General features: G+C 50.8%; 14 protein-coding genes and 8 tRNA genes. 10 read left to right on the forward strand and 12 right to left on the reverse strand.

Annotated elements, in window-relative coordinates:
* Positions 1-9 precede the first annotated feature (9 nt).
* From C2M34_RS07845 to C2M34_RS07860, 4 genes are all read right to left on the reverse strand, one after another.
* Positions 10-85: transfer RNA gene (locus C2M34_RS07845), tRNA-Glu, on the reverse strand.
* 108 nt (positions 86-193) lie between these two features.
* A tRNA-Ala gene (locus C2M34_RS07850) sits at positions 194-269 on the reverse strand.
* Positions 270-461: 192 nt separating this feature from the next.
* A complete protein-coding gene (locus C2M34_RS07855) occupies positions 462-1031 on the reverse strand; it encodes a DODA-type extradiol aromatic ring-opening family dioxygenase (RefSeq protein WP_105258485.1) in 570 nt (189 codons plus the stop codon).
* 34 nt (positions 1032-1065) lie between these two features.
* Entirely contained in the window at positions 1066-1263 is a 198-nt protein-coding gene (locus C2M34_RS07860; protein WP_105258486.1) for a hypothetical protein, read from the reverse strand.
* Between the two features lie 274 nt (positions 1264-1537).
* Here C2M34_RS07860 and C2M34_RS07865 point away from each other — a divergent pair.
* From C2M34_RS07865 to C2M34_RS07895, 7 genes are all read left to right on the forward strand, one after another.
* Positions 1538-1613 (forward strand) — tRNA-Val (locus C2M34_RS07865).
* Positions 1614-1644: 31 nt separating this feature from the next.
* Positions 1645-1720 (forward strand) — tRNA-Val (locus tag C2M34_RS07870).
* A 114-nt stretch (positions 1721-1834) separates the two neighbouring features.
* Positions 1835-1910, forward strand: a tRNA-Val gene (locus C2M34_RS07875).
* Positions 1911-2040: 130 nt separating this feature from the next.
* Positions 2041-2116 (forward strand) — tRNA-Val (locus C2M34_RS07880).
* A 27-nt stretch (positions 2117-2143) separates the two neighbouring features.
* Positions 2144-2219, forward strand: a tRNA-Val gene (locus C2M34_RS07885).
* Between the two features lie 24 nt (positions 2220-2243).
* Positions 2244-2319, forward strand: a tRNA-Val gene (locus C2M34_RS07890).
* Between the two features lie 550 nt (positions 2320-2869).
* On the forward strand, positions 2870-4732 hold the full coding sequence (locus C2M34_RS07895; protein ID WP_105258487.1) for a DUF885 domain-containing protein: 1863 nt from the start codon (positions 2870-2872) through the stop codon (positions 4730-4732).
* Positions 4733-4763: 31 nt separating this feature from the next.
* Here the strand turns inward: C2M34_RS07895 and msrB are convergent, their stop codons facing one another.
* Together msrB and C2M34_RS07905 are read right to left on the reverse strand one after the other, a co-directional pair.
* On the reverse strand, positions 4764-5210 hold the full coding sequence (msrB, locus tag C2M34_RS07900) for a peptide-methionine (R)-S-oxide reductase MsrB (RefSeq protein WP_105200628.1): 447 nt from the start codon (positions 5208-5210) through the stop codon (positions 4764-4766).
* 120 nt (positions 5211-5330) lie between these two features.
* Positions 5331-6203, reverse strand: coding sequence for a LysR family transcriptional regulator (locus C2M34_RS07905; RefSeq protein ID WP_105258488.1), 873 nt, complete (start codon positions 6201-6203; stop codon positions 5331-5333).
* A gap of 187 nt (positions 6204-6390) precedes the next feature.
* On the opposite strand from C2M34_RS07905, the gene C2M34_RS07910 reads away from it, so the two are divergent.
* The 3 genes from C2M34_RS07910 to C2M34_RS07920 are packed head-to-tail and all read left to right on the forward strand — an operon-like array spanning position 6391 to position 9563.
* Positions 6391-7479 (forward strand): FAD-dependent oxidoreductase, encoded by a 1089-nt coding sequence (locus C2M34_RS07910; RefSeq protein WP_105258489.1) that lies wholly within the window; start codon positions 6391-6393, stop codon positions 7477-7479.
* 15 nt (positions 7480-7494) lie between these two features.
* The gene (locus C2M34_RS07915; protein WP_105213624.1) at positions 7495-8685 is read left to right on the forward strand and encodes a pyridoxal phosphate-dependent aminotransferase; all 1191 of its coding nucleotides are present in this window, start codon (positions 7495-7497) and stop codon (positions 8683-8685) included.
* Positions 8685-9563: a DsbA family protein gene (locus C2M34_RS07920; RefSeq protein ID WP_105258490.1), complete on the forward strand. Its 879-nt coding sequence runs from the start codon at positions 8685-8687 to the stop codon at positions 9561-9563. The genes C2M34_RS07915 and C2M34_RS07920 overlap by 1 nt, the downstream gene beginning before the upstream one ends.
* 56 nt (positions 9564-9619) lie before the next feature.
* Here the strand turns inward: C2M34_RS07920 and C2M34_RS07925 are convergent, their stop codons facing one another.
* From C2M34_RS07925 to C2M34_RS07950, 6 genes are all read right to left on the reverse strand, one after another.
* Positions 9620-10090, reverse strand: a complete 471-nt coding sequence (locus tag C2M34_RS07925) for a hypothetical protein (RefSeq protein ID WP_105258491.1) — start codon at positions 10088-10090, stop codon at positions 9620-9622.
* A 1-nt stretch (position 10091) separates the two neighbouring features.
* Positions 10092-10595, reverse strand: a complete 504-nt coding sequence (locus C2M34_RS07930) for a DUF2919 domain-containing protein (RefSeq protein ID WP_105258492.1) — start codon at positions 10593-10595, stop codon at positions 10092-10094.
* The gene (locus tag C2M34_RS07935) at positions 10592-10936 is read right to left on the reverse strand and encodes a DUF3392 family protein (protein ID WP_105213628.1); all 345 of its coding nucleotides are present in this window, start codon (positions 10934-10936) and stop codon (positions 10592-10594) included. The genes C2M34_RS07930 and C2M34_RS07935 overlap by 4 nt, the downstream gene beginning before the upstream one ends.
* A 3-nt stretch (positions 10937-10939) precedes the next feature.
* Positions 10940-12958 carry an NAD-dependent DNA ligase LigA gene (ligA, locus tag C2M34_RS07940; RefSeq protein WP_105258493.1) on the reverse strand — a complete coding sequence of 673 codons (2019 nt, stop codon included), beginning with the start codon at positions 12956-12958 and terminating at the stop codon, positions 10940-10942.
* A 95-nt stretch (positions 12959-13053) separates the two neighbouring features.
* Entirely contained in the window at positions 13054-13884 is an 831-nt protein-coding gene (zipA, locus tag C2M34_RS07945) for a cell division protein ZipA (protein ID WP_105200637.1), read from the reverse strand.
* Between the two features lie 29 nt (positions 13885-13913).
* Complete coding sequence (locus C2M34_RS07950; protein WP_105258494.1) at positions 13914-17309, reverse strand: chromosome segregation SMC family protein; 3396 nt, start codon at positions 17307-17309, stop codon at positions 13914-13916.
* Positions 17310-17320 lie beyond the last annotated feature (11 nt).

The following is a 17320-nucleotide window of genomic DNA, read 5'->3' on the forward strand; positions in this document are numbered from 1 at the left end:
CGAGTAAAGTGGCGTCCCCTAGGGGATTCGAACCCCTGTTACCGCCGTGAAAGGGCGGTGTCCTAGGCCTCTAGACGAAGGGGACACAAAATGTGTCACTAGGACTGGTTATTTAGACTCTTACCATACGAGTTAAACACTTAGACATTCGAAGTCTAGCCCGACGCGCGGGCAGCGTGTACACTGCAGATTTTGGTGGAGCTAGGCGGGATCGAACCGCCGACCTCTTGCATGCCATGCAAGCGCTCTCCCAGCTGAGCTATAGCCCCAAACCTGAGTGCAAAAAGGGCAAATTTGACGCTGCCATCTCGCTTAGTGCGGGGCGCATTCTATGCAGCCACCAAAACAAAGTCAACATTTTTTAGGTAACTTTTTATCGACCGCGGCAATTTTAAACAAAGCGCATAAAGCTTGTGCAAGATACTGGTATTTGTGGTTTTTTATTAATCAAAAAGCCCTATTTAGGCCATAGCCCAGAGCGCAAACGTAGCCTTCTTTTGCAGCACAGAAACTTGTTTAAAGGCTATAGGCACAGATTGAGCAGCGCCATAGGCCACATGCAAGGGCATTAAATGCTCTTCGCTGGGGTGACAATCTCGTGCCCCAGGAACACTTTGCCAATTAATCAGGCGTTGCGCCCTCTCCTGCTTAGATAATGGCGTATTTAAAACCTGCTCCAGCCAATTCTCGAACTCAAGGTTGCTCTTAATAGCTTCCTTATTATCGGCCAATCGAAATGCTGCCATATTATGAAAGGAAAATCCGGAGCCTAAAACAAGGACATTATCCAAGTGTGTAATCGTCTTTGCTATACGCTCACCCATTTGTAGGTGGAGCTCGGGGTTATAATCGCGCTGCAGAGAGATTTGCACACAAGGAATATCCGCCTCTGGGTACATTATGGCCAAGGGCACAAAAACACCATGATCTAGACCTCGCTCGGTTTCCTCTATTACTGGCACTCCTAGCCCTTGCAAACCTGACAGCAACTCTTTTGCCAACTGAGGAGCGCCCGAAACGGGATATTTAATATTGTAGGCCTGTTCTGGGAATCCATAATAGTCATTACAATAAGGGGGGCTGAGCCTGGGTGTTCACTTTTATCTCCGTCGTATCCCAATGGGCACTGATCACAACAATTGCAGCAGGTTTGGGAATTAAGGACGCAAACTCCTCTAAGGTTTCAACCATCTCCTTATGACTTTCATGACCCAAAAGTGGAAGCGGTCCACCGCCGTGAGAAATAAACGCACTGTAGTTCATAGATAATTCTTCATCTTGTGTATACGGAATACGAGCATTGTCATTAGATGCAAAGCCGAATACCAGGCGCTGAGCGCACAACTAATGTTCAACCGCGCACCGACGGTCCATTTATAAGGGTAAAATTGATTAAATAGCCCACGCATTGGCTATAAATGCCTCACCTAAAACAAAATGTATCATTCAAGTGTTGACAGTCTTTTCTCTCTATCTATAATAGCGCCCCACAACAACGCGGCTAATTCGTTTAGCAAGCAATGTTGTTACCAGATGTGGGTTGTTAGCTCAGTTGGGAGAGCATCGCCCTTACAAGGCGAGGGTCACTGGTTCAAGTCCAGTACAACCCACCACTTTAAAGTGACACATCTGAAAATTCTATATGGGTTGTTAGCTCAGTTGGGAGAGCATCGCCCTTACAAGGCGAGGGTCACTGGTTCAAGTCCAGTACAACCCACCATCATTTAGATGGCGTTAAGGAAAGTCGATGCTGGAATCGCACTATTATCCTTAGCAAGGCAAGGTTTATTGGTTAAATCCAGTACAACCCACCATATAGAATTTAATAAGACCCGGGTTGTTAGCTCAGTTGGGAGAGCATCGCCCTTACAAGGCGAGGGTCACTGGTTCAAGTCCAGTACAACCCACCATCATCTTGATGGAGTTAAGGAAAATACGATGCTCAGCATCGCACTATTATCCTTAGCAAGGCGAGGTTTATTGGTTAAGTCCAGTATAACTAAGCATCATTTTAAAGTGACACATCTGATATTTCTATATGGGTTGTTAGCTCAGTTGGGAGAGCATCGCCCTTACAAGGCGAGGGTCACTGGTTCAAGTCCAGTACAACCCACCATATAGAAATCGCAAAAAATTACGTTTTGGGTTGTTAGCTCAGTTGGGAGAGCATCGCCCTTACAAGGCGAGGGTCACTGGTTCAAGTCCAGTACAACCCACCATCTACTAAAACGTAATCCTAATGCGGGTTGTTAGCTCAGTTGGGAGAGCATCGCCCTTACAAGGCGAGGGTCACTGGTTCAAGTCCAGTACAACCCACCATCTACTTCAAAACAATCTTTCCTGATGCTCTAGCATTGCGCTCTTACGCTCAGCAAGTCGAAGTTCACTGGTTCAAGTCCAGTACAACCCACCATCTACTTAAAAACTATCTTTCCTGATGCTCTAGCATCGCGCTCTTACGCTCAGCAAGTCGAAGTTCACTAGTTCAAGCCCGTGCAACCAACAATCTACTTCAAAACTATCTTTCCTGATGCTCTAGCATTGCGCTCTTACGCTCAGCAAGTCGAAGTTCACTGGTTCAAGCCAGTACAACCAACAATCTACTTCAAAACTATCTTTCCTGATGCTCTAGCATCGCGCTCTTACGCTCAGCAAGTCGAAGTTCACTAGTTCAAGCCAGTACAACCAACAATCTACTTCAAGATACTTTTCTCGATGAAACCTGCTCGCTTACCTGGGATCTGCTTAGCCAGTTAGAAATTAAGTTCAACAGATATAAACAGGCACAGAGCTACCTCAGTACAGCCGCTGGCAATGTGCGTCAAAGCCTGTATATTGATGCCTTAAATCAATAACAAACGAACCCAAAATGAATAAACTAACAGCCCTGGCTCTTGGTGTATCACTGGCTTTGGCCGGTTGCCAAGACGCCCCTGCCCCACAACAAGAAAAACAAACACAGGCAGTCTCTGTGGCACCAAGCTCGCAGCAAATAGCCAAGGTAGTAGATGCCTATACTCAGCGCTTTATCGACCACCAGAGCGCGCTGGCGACATCCTTAAAATTGCCGAGCGAGCAATATGGTCCTTACGCCAGCAAGTTACCGGATTATTCAGTGGCCGGTATGCAACGCCTGCAACAAGATATGCGCAATGCCGCTGAGCAGTTGGCTGATTTGCAACACTCGGCATTGGCACCAAAAGATGCCTTACACCTTAAGGTCAATCAGGTGATCGCCAACTACTATGCTGGCGATGCCGATTTTGCCGCTGGTTATATCGACACCTGGGGTGGTCACCTCCCCTATGTGGTCAATCAGCTTTCCGGGCCCTTAATCGACCTACCAAATCTGTTAAAAGACCAGCATGAGATAGACTCAGAGCAAGACGCCAAAGACTACCTAGCCCGCCTTAATGCCTTTAGTGACGTGGTGAAGCAAGTGCAAGAAAAGGTCAATGCCGATGCCAAGCTGGGTGTCATTTTACCTAAGGCTTTATTCCCCAACACTTTGGGTTACTTGGAAAACTTCACCTCAGAAGCGCCGGGCAAGCATTCCTTGGTCAGTTCAATGAAAACCAAGTTGGATCAGCTTGAAGGTCTAAGCAAACAACAGGTTACTGAGTATGTGCAACAAGCCGAGGAAATAGTTCGCAGCAAAATTTACCCCGCTTTTGCAAGCATCTACAAAGACATGCAGCGCCTACAAGAGCAAGCACCTGAGCAGGTAGGTATCTGGGCGCAACCCAATGGTGAGGCCTTCTACCAACATGAAATCACTTATTTGGGCGACTCCGACCTCAGTGCCGAACAAATCCACCAGCTGGGCTTGGATGAAGTTAAACGCATTAGCGAGCGTATGGACGAGATTTTAAAGGCAAATGGCTATAGCGAAGGCAGCGTCAACGAGCGCATGCAGCAGCTTAACGCTGAGCCGCGCTTTTTATATGCAGACAGTGATGCAGGTCGCGCCGAGCTATTGGCCTTCCTGCGCGAAGAAATCGTCACCATAAATCAAAAAGCACCGGACTACTTCTCAACCCTGCCGCCGCAAAAGGTCGAGGTGCGTCGTATTCCAGTGGCTGTGGAAGCGGGCTCGGCCGGTGGTTACTACAATGGTCCGTCGCTCGATGGCTCACGCCCTGGAGTCTTCTATATCAATCTTAAAGATATGGCTGCGGTACCCAGCTTTGGCATGAAGACCCTGACCTACCATGAAGCCGTGCCTGGGCATCACTTCCAAATCGCTTTAAATATGTTGCAGCAAGACATAGGCCTAATGCGCCAAAACGCCTCTTTCAATGCCTATGTTGAAGGCTGGGCTCTGTATTCCGAGCTGGTTGCTTATGAAATGGGCATGTATGAGAACGATCCTTTCGGCGATCTTGGTCGTTTGCAGGCGGAAGTTTATCGCGCCGCGCGCTTGGTGGTAGATACAGGTTTGCATTATAAGAAATGGACTCGTCAGCAAGCCATAGATTACTTTGCTGCGGCCACCGGCAGCCCCATGAGTGATGTGGTGCCTGCCATTGACCGCTATATTGCCTGGCCGGGCCAAGCTCTGGGTTATAAACTGGGTATGCTAAAACTGGTTGAGCTTCGCGAGCGCGCACAGAAAGCGCTTGGTGACAAGTTTGATATCAAGGCCTTCCATGATGTTATCTTACTCTCTGGCGCCCGTCCTATGGCTACCGTCGAGCAGGATGTCGATGCCTGGATAGCCTTACAGAAATAACACCAAGGGCCCAACAGGGCCCTTTGCTTTGCTAATCTTCGCCCTTCACTAGGGCGACGGCATTAATACAATACCGCAGATGCGATGGCGGCGGACCATCGGGAAAGACATGTCCCAAATGGGCATCGCAGACATTACAGATGGTTTCTATGCGCTGCATGCCATGACTGCCATCAGCAATATAAGCGATAGCATTGGCACTTGCAGGTTGGGTGAACGAGGGCCAGCCGCTGCCGCTGTCAAACTTCTCGGACGCATCAAACAAAAGGTTATCGCAACACACGCAGTGATAGCGCCCAGGCTCAAACAAGGTGCAGGACTCACTGCTAAAAGGACGTTCTGTGCCTTTTTTACGGGTCACGTAAAACGCTTCTTCGCTTAGTTGTTCACGCCACTGCTGCTCGGTTTTTTCCACGCGATAAGGAGGCTCGGGGTTGCCCTTCGCGCTCATCATAAGAATATTTTGCCAGTTCAGCATAGTCACTCCAAAATTTGGCTAGTCGGCAAGGCACTTTGACACACCTGCGCGGCTCGGGTCTAGCCCTTAGAGCCTAAACGGGCTTAATACTTAGACCCCGGCTACGGGTTAAAACTGAGATTAGCGGATATAAGCCTTACCCAAACGAATAAGCGCCTGAATGCGATTATCTTCGCGCAGGTCCTTATGATACACAAACCACAGGCTGCTATCGTTATGTGGTTCGATACAATCAAGACGCCTTAGATGGGGGCATTGTCTGGCCTTGCTGTCATCTATGGGGCCAATCCCCAGGCCATTTTCTACCGCAAACTGAATATCCAACAGATTATTGCTCTGGTAACAAATATTGTTCTCGTCAATTGCTTCCAACACCTGTTTAACAAAGGCTAAATTTCTCTTACGCCCGCCAGGCATCACCCAATGATGTTGGCTAAATTCACTTTCGCAGCTCGGTGCATTGTGCAGCTGAAAATAGTGCTCGGAGTAATAATAAGAGAAATTCAGGTCGCTGACCTTTAAGGCCACAAGATCGGCCTGTGTCGGCATGGCTCCGGCGCGAATAGACACATGCGCCCTGCCCTCTGCCAACGGCACTATATCATCGCTGACATCGACAAGAATTTTGAGTTCACGGTACTGCTCTTGCGCCTGCACCAATATCGGATGCAAGAATGAAGAATATTCCGGCAAGGTAGTAATCTTTAGCGTACCTTTAACCTGATCAGAGGTAGCGAAAAGTTGCGATGGCAACTGGTTGAAGCGGCTCTCAATTTCGGGAAAGGTTTCCAATAATCGGGTGCCTGCCTCGGTAATTTGATAACCACGCTGATTGCGAAAAAACAATTTACAGCCTAGGTCTTTTTCCAGCCGGTTAATTTTTCGCAATACCGTGGTGTAATTAATGCCTTCGAATTCCGCGGCTTTCGCCAAAGAGCCGGTAGCGGCAACACGATATGCGACTTTTACATCGTCCCAATTAAACTCTTTCACGCTAAAAAATCCAATGCTTTCCGAATTAGAAGTTTACCTTTGCTTAAATGCCTGTTCGCTATGCATTTTTGCAGAATCATTATGCGCATTTAAGCATTAATTTACCTAAGGATAAAGGATAGCATCCCCCCGATAACAAAATTGCTACAAACAAGCGCAAGTGTAACTCGTGTTTATCGGAGGGAATATGAAACCTAATATTGCAATTATCGGCGGTGGAATTGCCGGTTTGGCTTTCGCTATTTACTACAAAAAACTCGGAGGACGGGTCGATATTTACGAACGCAGCCCGCTTTCAGGACGCGAAGGTTTAGGTTTTATCATGCTTGAAAATGGCGTTAAGGCCATGGCCCAACTAGGTTTGGATGAACAAGCCGCCAAGGTGGGTTATCCGGTTGAGTTATGTAATATCGTCGATGATGAAGGCAATCTGCTGATCGAAGAAACCTTAAAAGGAAGCTACGGGGTAACCCGCAAGGCGTTTTTGGACGTACTGCTAAATGAAATCCCAGCGGAATGGCTGCATTTCGATCATCAGTTTTCGCATTTTGAATGGCATCAAGACGGCAGCGCCAAGCTGGCTTGTTTTACCAATGGTGAGAAAATTGCGGCCGATTACTTCCTCGGCTGTGATGGCGGCCGCTCTGCGGTGCGCGCTCAGATCTTCCCAGAAGCAAAACGCTCCGACATCAAGGTGAAAGAGCTGGTTTCCATCGTCAATAGCCCAGAGCTGGTTCAACTACTCGAAAATAAGTTCGTTAAGTACAAACACCTGGACGGTGGTCTGGCGGTTGGTATGGTTCCCGCCGACGAGCAAAGCGTGGTTTGGTTTGTACAGTACGACTGCGAACGTTTCGATATTCTTGACGTCAGTGATAGCGGGAAGCAGCACTTCGCCGAACGCCTAGTGGGCCAGTGGCCTGACCCGATAAAGGCGCTGATTAAATTAACCGACTTTTCCCAATCCCATATTTGGAATACCTGTTACCTGCTGCCGCTGGAGCGCTTCCACAAACACAATGTGGTGCTGCTAGGTGATGCCGCCCATGCCCTGCTGCCCTTTACCAGCCAAGGCGTAAACTCAGCCATTGAAGATGCCATCGAACTGGCAAAGATTTTTGAGTCAAGCGTCGCTGGTTTTGATGTCACCGCACTGGAGCACTTCTCCGTGATGCGCAAAAGCGTTGTTGCCAACTATCTGAACCAGGGGCTAGCCTTGCAGCAGGAGTTTTTAGCGCCGCATCATCACGAACAAAAAATCCCATTCGCTTTTTAAATTGGAGTTAAATTGATGACCACCTCATTATTTGCACATGACCAGGTGCCCTTGGAGACCTTGCGAACTCGGGCTTACAACTTTCGCTGGGCGGAAACCGATGCCGATATCATTCCCCTAACCGCCGCCGATCCGGACTTTGCGGTAGCAAAGGAAATTCGCCAGGCAATTGCCGATTACGCTCAAAGCGGTGTGTTCTCTTATGGACCGCACCTGGGGTTGCCCGAATTTAAAAACGAATTAGCCAATGCCCTAGCAATGCGCAAAGACTACCGCCTTAACCCGGAATTGATCTTGCCCATAGACAGCGCCGCCAGTGGCATGTATGCAACAGCGCGTTTTTGTCTGGAACCAGGTGATGAAGCCATTATTTTTGACCCGGTTGACTTCCTCTTCGAACAGTCAGTGCTGGCTGCCGGTGGTAAGGTGATCCGTTGTCCATACGATAAAGACACAGGTCGTTTTAAACTTGAATTGCTACCAGAGCTTGTGAGCGAGAAAACCCGTCTTATCGGTGTGTGTAACCCACATAACCCGCTAGGCAAAATTATTCCTTTGGAAGATCTAAAGACCATAGCCGAGTTTGCCAACCAGCACATGCTGTGGATCATGAACGATGAGATTTGGTCGGATATCATCTACCCGGAAAAACAGTTTACCAGCTTCCATCACCTGGCTCCTGAGCTGTGTGAGCGCGTGATCACCGTCTATGGTTTCTCTAAAGCCTTTGGTCTAGCCGGTCTGCGTGTTGGTGCCGTAATTTCACCAAGCGCCGAAGTACATCAAAAAATTGTCGACGCCGCCTATGTGATGACTACCGCCGGCGGAGTATCAACCATTTCGCAAGTGGCCGCTACCACGGCACTGACAAGCTGTTGGTATTGGGTGGATGCCTTTATTGAGCACCTAACGGCTCTTCGCGACCACGCGGTGCAAAGATTAAATGCCATAGAAGGTGTGAGCTGTCAGGCCCCAGAAGCCACCTATTTATTATTTGCCGATATTTCCGCAACCGGCCTGGAAGCGGAAGAGCTAGTCGAGCACCTGCGCAATTACAAGGTTGCCGTGGTGCCTGGCAATGAACGCTTCTTTGGCCCCGGAGCAAAAGGTCATATACGTATTTGCTTTGCCACCAGCATGGACATCTTAGATCAGGGCTTGGATCGTATCGAGGCAGGGATTAATGCATTAAGGAATGAAAAATAATGGAATGTGATGCAGATATTGGCTGTGTAATGCCGAATTATGACAGCAAAAAGGACATAGAGACCAAGGCGACGCAGACGGAGCAAGTGCATCTTGTCTTCGTCACCGACCCTATTTGTTCTCACTGCTGGGCCTTAGAGCCGGTTTGGCGCCGCCTCAAGTTAAACTACCAGGTTAACGAGCGCTATATTCACGGTGGCCTGTTGCCGGGCTGGGAAAACTTTGGCGATCCAGGTAATGGTATCGCCAAGCCCACGGATGTAATCGGCCATTGGCAACAGGTAGCCCAGCACTATCAGCAGCCCATAGACCCATCGATGTGGGCCAAGGATCCAATAAGCAACTCTTATATTCTCTGTCGAGCGGCTATTGCCGTGCGTTTATTGGCCCCCAATCTGGAATCGGCCTTTGTGCGCCTAATGCGTGAACGTATCTTTCTCTACGCCGAGAATATGGCCAAGGATGAAGCACTTTTAGAACTGGTTACCTTGATGGGCATGGATGCACAAGCATTTGCCGCCTTGCTACATTCTGAACAGGTGCTGGCGATATTTAATGCCGAGCAACAGGAAATGATGCAGCTGGGTGCCCGTGGCTTCCCATCCCTTATTTTTAACGGTGATAACGCCTTTAGACTGGCCGGCTCACAGCCGTATCAAAATCTAGAGCGAGCCCTGGTGCTTATGGGAGCGGCGCAGCCGAAACGCCGCCATTTAACGGTGCAGCAAAAACTGACCGCCTACCCAAGCTGGACGCTACGTGAAGCCTGTGAAGTGTTGCAGGTAAGCCCTGAGGAAGCCCGTATAGAACTGTATCAATTCGGTTTTATCGAAAGTCAGATTGCCGGTGGCAGCTTCTGGTACCAAGCAGCGCCTTAGACGCTCTCTATTTATGTGCGGGCATTAGGTGAATACTCTCCCTATTCACTTAGTGCCTATGCACATTCTCCATATTCTAGCTTTACCTTGTCAGCGGCAATAGCATCAGCAAGCACCGAGCTCATATAGGCATGTAGGCTATCTGTGGTGCCAACAACGCTAAGGCGATATTCCGTCTCCTCGGCTGTAATCTCAATGCCATGCTGCCACACTTGTACCGACGAAATCCTGTCTATGGGCAGGTATTGCCAAGGACCATGGAAGTCAAAAAAGCCCGCCAGTGAACAAACCTTTAAGTGCCCCTGCTCGCGTTGCACAAAACGGCTCAGAGGATTGCGGGCGATAAACCAGGGCGTCAGGCGATACAGGCAGGATGCCAGCGCGACAGAATAGGCCAGCATCAAGGTCAGGCGTACAAGTGGCCAAGGCGCAGCCAATAACAGCAAAATAGCCACAAATGGCAAAGCCACCAGGGTGAACTTGGCCAGGGTTTTATCTACGGTGCGTAGCGAACTCGCGCTGAACACCCTAGTTGTCCTTACCTTTTGCATCGCTTTTCTTGCTCTCCAGCTCATCCGGCCAATCGGCAAAAAACACCCGCAAATAGCGGCTGCGCATTAAATACAGCAGGATCCAGGCCACCGCCACCGCTTGCACGGCAATATACAAGGAAAATCTATAGTACTGTTGTGAGGCCTGTAAAATAAGCCAGGCCAAATCCAGCATGGCGCAGAGCACTAATGGCCAGCGCATATGCCGCCACAGGGATTTTAACCTCAAACTGCTACCGGGACGACGCAAGGAGTACACGGTGGCTGGCAAAATGGCGATAGCAGCTATGGCCAAGGCGACAAAAAAATCCTGCTTTTGCCGATACACCAGGGCCACCAAATCAAGCTCAGGGCGTCGCGATATAGCGGCAAAGGCCCAGATAAGATAAGGGCGCAGCAAGATGATAAGCGCCAGGGTAAAGCCTATCGGGGTACGATAGGCGCCATGCTTATCCCAATATTCAGGACCATAATGTTTCACAGCTGAGACTTCCTGTCCGCTAAAACCCCCACCAGGATAAAGGCGGCGAATACGGTCAGCGGCAAATAGGTGCTGCCGAAAAACATCAGGGCCTTGGCCATAAAGGGGCTCACCCACAGGGTTAAAACTCCTAAACCAAAGGCACTCACCAGCACAAAGGCTAAGGTGCGCAGTAAAAAGTGCTTACCGGCCACCAGCTTTTTAACGCTTTTGATCACATCCCCGGCATACAGACCGATAATACAGACCACAAACACCAAGGCAATATCGCCTAGATAAGGTGACAGCCACTGGCCAAAACGCGCTAAGCCCGACTCCAGCCAGGCGATAAAGTCATTCATGGCCTAGGCACCGTGCTCGGCAAACAAGGCCATTAAGTCGTCTTCACTGAGTACCTCAATACCCAGCTCCTGCGCCTTGGTGAGCTTAGAGCCGGCCTTTTCTCCGGCCACCAGGGCATGGGTTTTTGCCGACACACTGCCCGCCACCTTAGCTCCTAGAGCCTGTAATCGCGCCTTGGCATCGTTGCGGTTCAGCGTATGCAAAGTACCGGTAAGCACATAGGTCAAGCCCGTAAGTGGTTGCTCACTTTCATTTTTAACTTCCAGCGCTGGCCAGTTTACGCCTTCATCAAGCAGAGCCTGAACCACCCCTTGATTCGACTCCTCGCTAAAGAAGCTGTGAATATGCTTGGCAACTATCTCACCCACATCACTGACTTCCTGAAGCTGCTCTATACTCGCCTGCATAATGGCATCCAGGCTCAGGTAATGATTGGCCAGGTTTTGCGCCGTCGCCTCACCTACCTCGCGAATGCCCAGAGAATAGATAAACTTGGCCAGGGTTGTGGTCTTGGCCGCCTCCAGGGCATTTACCAGGTTGGCTGCCGACTTAGGCCCCATACGCTCCAGGCTTTCAAAATGACCCTGACGCAACTGGAATAACTCGGCCGGAGTATGGATCAGCTCACGCTCAACCAGCTGCTCGACGATTTTATCCCCCAGACCATCGATATCCATGGCCTTGCGCGAGGCGAAATGTTTAATCGCTTCTTTACGCTGCGCCGCACACACCAGACCGCCGCTACAACGGGCCACCGCCTCCCCTTCGATACGCTCTACATGGGAATGGCACACGGGGCACTCGCTTGGGAAAAGGATATCTTTTGCATCTGCCGGGCGCTGCTCCAGCACCACCTGAGTGATCTGCGGGATCACATCACCGGCGCGGCGCACCACTACGGTATCGCCAATTTTCACCCCGAGACGGGCAATTTCATCGCCATTGTGCAAGGTGGCATTGGAAACCGTCACCCCACCTACGTACACAGGCGCCAGGCGTGCCACTGGGGTAATAGCCCCGGTACGGCCGACCTGGAATTCCACATCCTGCAACTGAGTGATCTCTTCTTGCGCTGGGAACTTAAAGGCAATGGCCCAACGCGGCGCGCGGGCAACAAAGCCCAGCTGCTCTTGGGCGTCTTTATCATTAACCTTGATCACCACGCCATCGATTTCATATTTCAACTCGCCGCGACGCGTAAGAATATCCTGGTAATAGGCGATGGCCTCATCGGCGCCATTGACCAACTTGGTCTCCGGGCAAAGGGGCAAGCCCCAGTCTTTCAACTGGTGCAACTGCTCGAAGTGACCCCCCGCCAATTCGGCGCCGGTTACCTGGCCCATGGAATAGGCGTAAAACATCAGTGGGCGTTTGGCGGTGATCTTAGAGTCAAGCTGACGCAAACTGCCGGCGGCGGCATTGCGCGGGTTGGCAAACACCTTGCCCTCGTTTGCCTTGGCTTCCTCGTTAAGACGATGGAAACCGGCCAAGTCCATAAATACTTCGCCGCGCACTTCTAACTCTTCGGGGAAGTCACCGCGCAGCTTCAGGGGAATATTGCGAATGGTTTTAACGTTTTCGGTAATGTTTTCACCTACCTGACCATCGCCGCGGGTCGCCGCCTGTACCAGTACGCCGTCACGATACAAGATAGATACGGCCAGACCATCGAGCTTGGGCTCACAACAAAACATCGGCTGGGTGCTTGCGGCCAGACGGTCGTTAATACGCTTATTAAAGGCATTAAACTCGTCTTCATCAAAAGCGTTGTCCAGAGACAACATGGGCACCTGGTGGGTCACCTGAGAGAATTTGCTCAGCGCCGCGCCGCCCACTTTCTGGCTTGGCGAGTCAGGGCTTTGTAAATGCGGGTGCTCGGCTTCCAAAGCCTGCAACTGGCGCATCAGGCGGTCATATTCAGAGTCGGGAATGCTGGGGTTGTCCAACACATAATAATTATAATTGTGCTCCTCCAGCTTGGAGCGAAGCTCGGCAATCTGTTGCTCGGGGGTGAGACTCATATCTACCTCGATAAAAAAGCCACCGGGAGGTGGCTTAGTGTCAATGTGTTTCCCTGCGTGTTTAGCCTTGGCAAAGCAAGGCCGACACCTCAGGATTAAGCGTACTCGCGGACTTTTTCCACGTACTCGCGTATGCCGTTTACACTCAGCGGTTGACGTTTATGATCCAACAGCTCGGCACCGAATTCTTCGGCCAGCTTTTTCGCGGCACTGTGCAGCATATTAAAGGTGGTCATGGCCTCGCCTTCGTTTGGCAAGGTCATAAACAAACTGATACCTGCGGTGCTGAATTGCTCCATATTGTCGATATCAAAGGTACCCGGGTTGTACATGTTCACCATGCGGAAAAGTACCGGGCCCTGGCCGCTGCTTTGCTCGTGGCGATGGAAAAAGCCATCGTCGGAATATTTGAAGCCCAGTGTAAGTACTAAGGGCAATAACTTGGCGCCATGCATTTGCAGGCCCTCAGGCATATGCACATGGATAATTACAAAATCTTCTGGCTGTACTTCGGCATTTGGCTGGGGCTTCGCTGAAGGATCTGACGAAGGCTCGGCTGCAGCGTCCGTTTGCGCCTGCTCTTCGGCCTCGATGCTAAAGTCGCCCATTTTGGGCTCATCGTCCAGGGCATTAAAACTAGGCTCTTCACGCACCTCTGAGGCCACCTCTGGGGTCATAGCGGGCTCTTCGGTTTGACCTAATCCTCTCTCCTGGTCTCGCGATGCAGCCTCGGTCTTTGACGTTGACGCTACTGTAGCCGCAGGCTCACTGGCTGCTTTTTGCTCAGAGGCTGGCTTGGCTTTTGTCGCCGCGCTGCTATCAACCGACTGCGCGCGTTTACGCACCGACCATAGGCCGTGAATCAGCAAACCGCCAATAACTACCGCACTGATTAGAATTAATACCCATCTGAGATCTTCGGCCATCCCCTCACCTTTATTCTTAGTTTGTTCAATTAACTGGCTTGAGCCATTTCCATTGCTTGCTCAATATCCACTGCCACCATACGTGACACTCCAGGTTCCGCCATAGTGACGCCGGTCAGGCGCCCTGCCATTTCCATGGCTATTTTATTATGGCTTATGTACACAAATTGCACGGTTTGCGACATTTCTTCAACCAAACGGCAAAAACGACCGACATTGGCATCATCTAACGGCGCATCAACCTCGTCAAGCATACAAAATGGTGCTGGATTGAGCCTGAATATCGAAAACACCAATGATAATGCGGTCAGCGCTTTTTCTCCACCACTTAACAAATGGATTGTGGAATTTTTCTTACCGGGCGGTCTGGCCATAATCGCTACCCCACTTTCAAGCAGGTCATCGCTGGTCAATTCCAAGTAGGCCGAGCCGCCACCAAAGACCTTGGGAAACAGCTCTTGCAAGTCCATATTGATCTGCTCAAAGGTGGCCTTAAACTGGGCCTTGGTCTGGCGGTCGATTTTGGCTATGGCCGCTTCCAGCGTGTCCATCGCCTTGGTGAGATCTTCTAATTGCTCATCCAAATACTGCTTGCGCTCCTTGGCACTGGCAAACTCATCGATGGCCGCCAGGTTCACTGCGCCCAAATCGCTGATTTGCTTATCCAGGGTCGTGAGCTGCGCCTGCCAGCGTCCGGCTTGCGCATCTTGTGGCAAGGTTTCCAGCACGGCTTTTAAGCTGGTATTGAGCTCTTCTAGGGGAGCCAAGGCCTGTTGTGCCTTTAAGGTCAGGGTTTGCTCTGCCAACAGAGCCTGCTGGATCTGCTCTTGCAATTGCTCCCTTTGCTGCTCGCCCTGTGCCAGCTTATCTTTATTTCTCTGCAATTCGCTTTGCGCCTGCTCAAGACGCTGTTGTAGGGCCAATTGCTCCTCACTCAGCTGCTCTTTTTGCTCCAGCAAGTGAGCGATTTGCTCTTCCTGCAGGGCGATGGGTTCGGCCACTTCCTGCTGCTCGGCTTCAGCCTCGGCTAATTGCTCACGGGATTGCTGCAGCGAGCGTTCAATATTTTGCAGCTTGCTGCGACTTAACATCAGCTCACTTTGCAGTCGCTCTGTGCTAATTTGTGCCTCGTTCACCTGAGCTTGCAGCTCTTGAACACGCAACTGAGCCTGCTTCAATGCCTGCTGAGCTTGCTCAAACTGGCGGCGCTCTTGGAGTGAATTGTGCTCGGCCTGTTCTAAGCTTTCCTCAGCTTGCTCAATACGCGCCTGCTGTTGTTCAAGCGTCAATTGTGCCGTTTCAATTTGCTCGCTCAGGATTTGCTCTTGAGATTGCAAACGCTCAAGTTCCTGTTGCCATACCTGGGCCTGCTCTTTAAGGAGCTCCTGGCGGGTTTGCATACTGGCGTAAGATTTAGAATGCTCGTGAACTTCTTGCTTGGTCTGTTCCAGCGATACTTTAAGCGTTTCCCGCTCGCCGTTGAGCTGCTGCAACTCTTTTTCTATGGCCGGTAATTTATCCCGGCGCTGCTCTAAGGCAGTCTCTAATTCATTGAGCTGCTGGCGCTGGGCAAGCACTCCGACTTGCTCGCTGTTAGCCTGCAAATACCAGTGGCGACCATGCAGATGGGCGTTTTCATCAACCACTGCCAACCAGCTTGGGTCGTCCAACACCCGGATATCGCCCTTGGCGTCAAAGGCGATGCGATGCAACAGATCCGGGTAGTGGCCGGACTGAATAAACTGGGCGACCGAGCGATGGGGCGCTTTATCGTTTTGCGGCGTTAACCAGCTGCCACTTTTATCAGCCATCACCTGCAAATGGCGCAGTTGCATCAAGGCGGCTTCTATTATCTGCTCATAACCCTTTTGCACCTCAAGCTGGAATAAAACGCCCTTGCCCTGCTCAGCCTCTTCATCCTGTAACAGGGAGGCAATGGCATCACGTTTGGCGCCCAGCTCCTGCATTCGTCGCAGTATGCCTTGATGCTCCTCGCTGGCGTGACTCAACTCTTCATCATTGGCGTGTATGGCCTGCTCAAGTTTTAGCTGCGCACTTTTTGCCTTGGCCAGGCGCTCGGTCAACGCCTTGCTTTGCTGCTCGCTGTCGTTAACTTGCTGGGAAAGAGAGGTATCCTGATGCCTGCTCAGGGCCGCACCATTGTCTTGTGCCTGCTGCTGCAAGGCCTGCAGCTTGACGGCAGCGCCTTGGTGCTCGTGGCGGCATTGCTGCAACTGTTGCTGACTTTGAAATAAAAGCTCGCGCTGTTGATGCTGTTGCTCTTGCAACTGTGCAAACGCTTCATCAGCCTCATCACGCACCGCCTGGCATTCGAGCATGGCTTCTTGTAACTGTTCACTTAGCAGCTGCTGCTGCTCACATCGCTCCTGATGCTGGGCCACAAACTCATTTTGCTGGCACTGGGCCTCAAGGAGCTGCGCCTGTTGTTGCTGGTTTTGCGCTATGCTGGTTTGCAACTGGTGGGCCCGTTGCTTGGCATGAATTTGTTGCTGCTCCAAACGCGCCAACTGATTGTCGGTTTGAAATATTTGCTGCTGGTTATGGTTTAGCGCCGCGCTGGTATCATCCAACTGCTGTTGATAGGCGCTCAGCACGTCCTGCTCACCGCGATGAGCATCCTTAAAAAATGCCAGTTGCTCTTTTAGCTCGGCGAGTTGTTCGGACTGTTGCAGTTGTTGTTGGTGCAGTTTTTGCCATTTAAGTACCGCCAGCTCGCCCTTATAGCGGCGCTGCTGGGCTTTGAGTTCACGATAACTGCTGGCTTGCTGGGCCTGATGCTCTAGCTTATCGAGCTGACTTTGCAGCTCGGCGCGTACATCAAGCAGACGCTCAAGATTTTCCTTGGTGTTGCGAATACGAGTTTGTGTCTCGCGGCGACGCTCCTTGTATTTGGACACGCCGGCGGCTTCTTCGATAAAGACCCTGAGTTCCAGTGGCTTACTTTCGATCAGCCGGGAGATCATGCCCTGTTCGATAATGGCATAGCTACGCGGCCCAAGGCCGGTGCCTAAGAAGATATCGGTAATATCGCGTTTGCGGCACTTACTGCCATTGAGGTAATAAAGGGACTGGCCGTCGCGGGTCACCACGCGCTTAATAGCCACCTGATTTCGCGCCGCCAGTGTGCCGGGTAAGCGCCCGAGGGTGTTATCAAACACCAGCTCCACCGAGGCTTGGGAAACAGGTTTACGGGTTGCTGCACCATTAAAAATAACGTCCGTCATAGCATCGCCACGGAGGTTTTTGGCCGAGCTTTCACCGAGCACCCAGCGTACCGCATCAATAACGTTAGATTTGCCACAGCCATTTGGCCCCACCACACAGGTCATGGGGTCGGGAAATGGGATCTTGGTGGCATCAACGAAGGACTTAAAACCCGCCAGTTTTATGCTGCTTAAGCGCATTACGCCTCATT

Origin of the sequence: Pseudoalteromonas sp. T1lg88, from assembly GCF_002964765.1 — a bacterium.
In the GTDB taxonomy this organism is placed as follows: domain Bacteria; phylum Pseudomonadota; class Gammaproteobacteria; order Enterobacterales; family Alteromonadaceae; genus Pseudoalteromonas.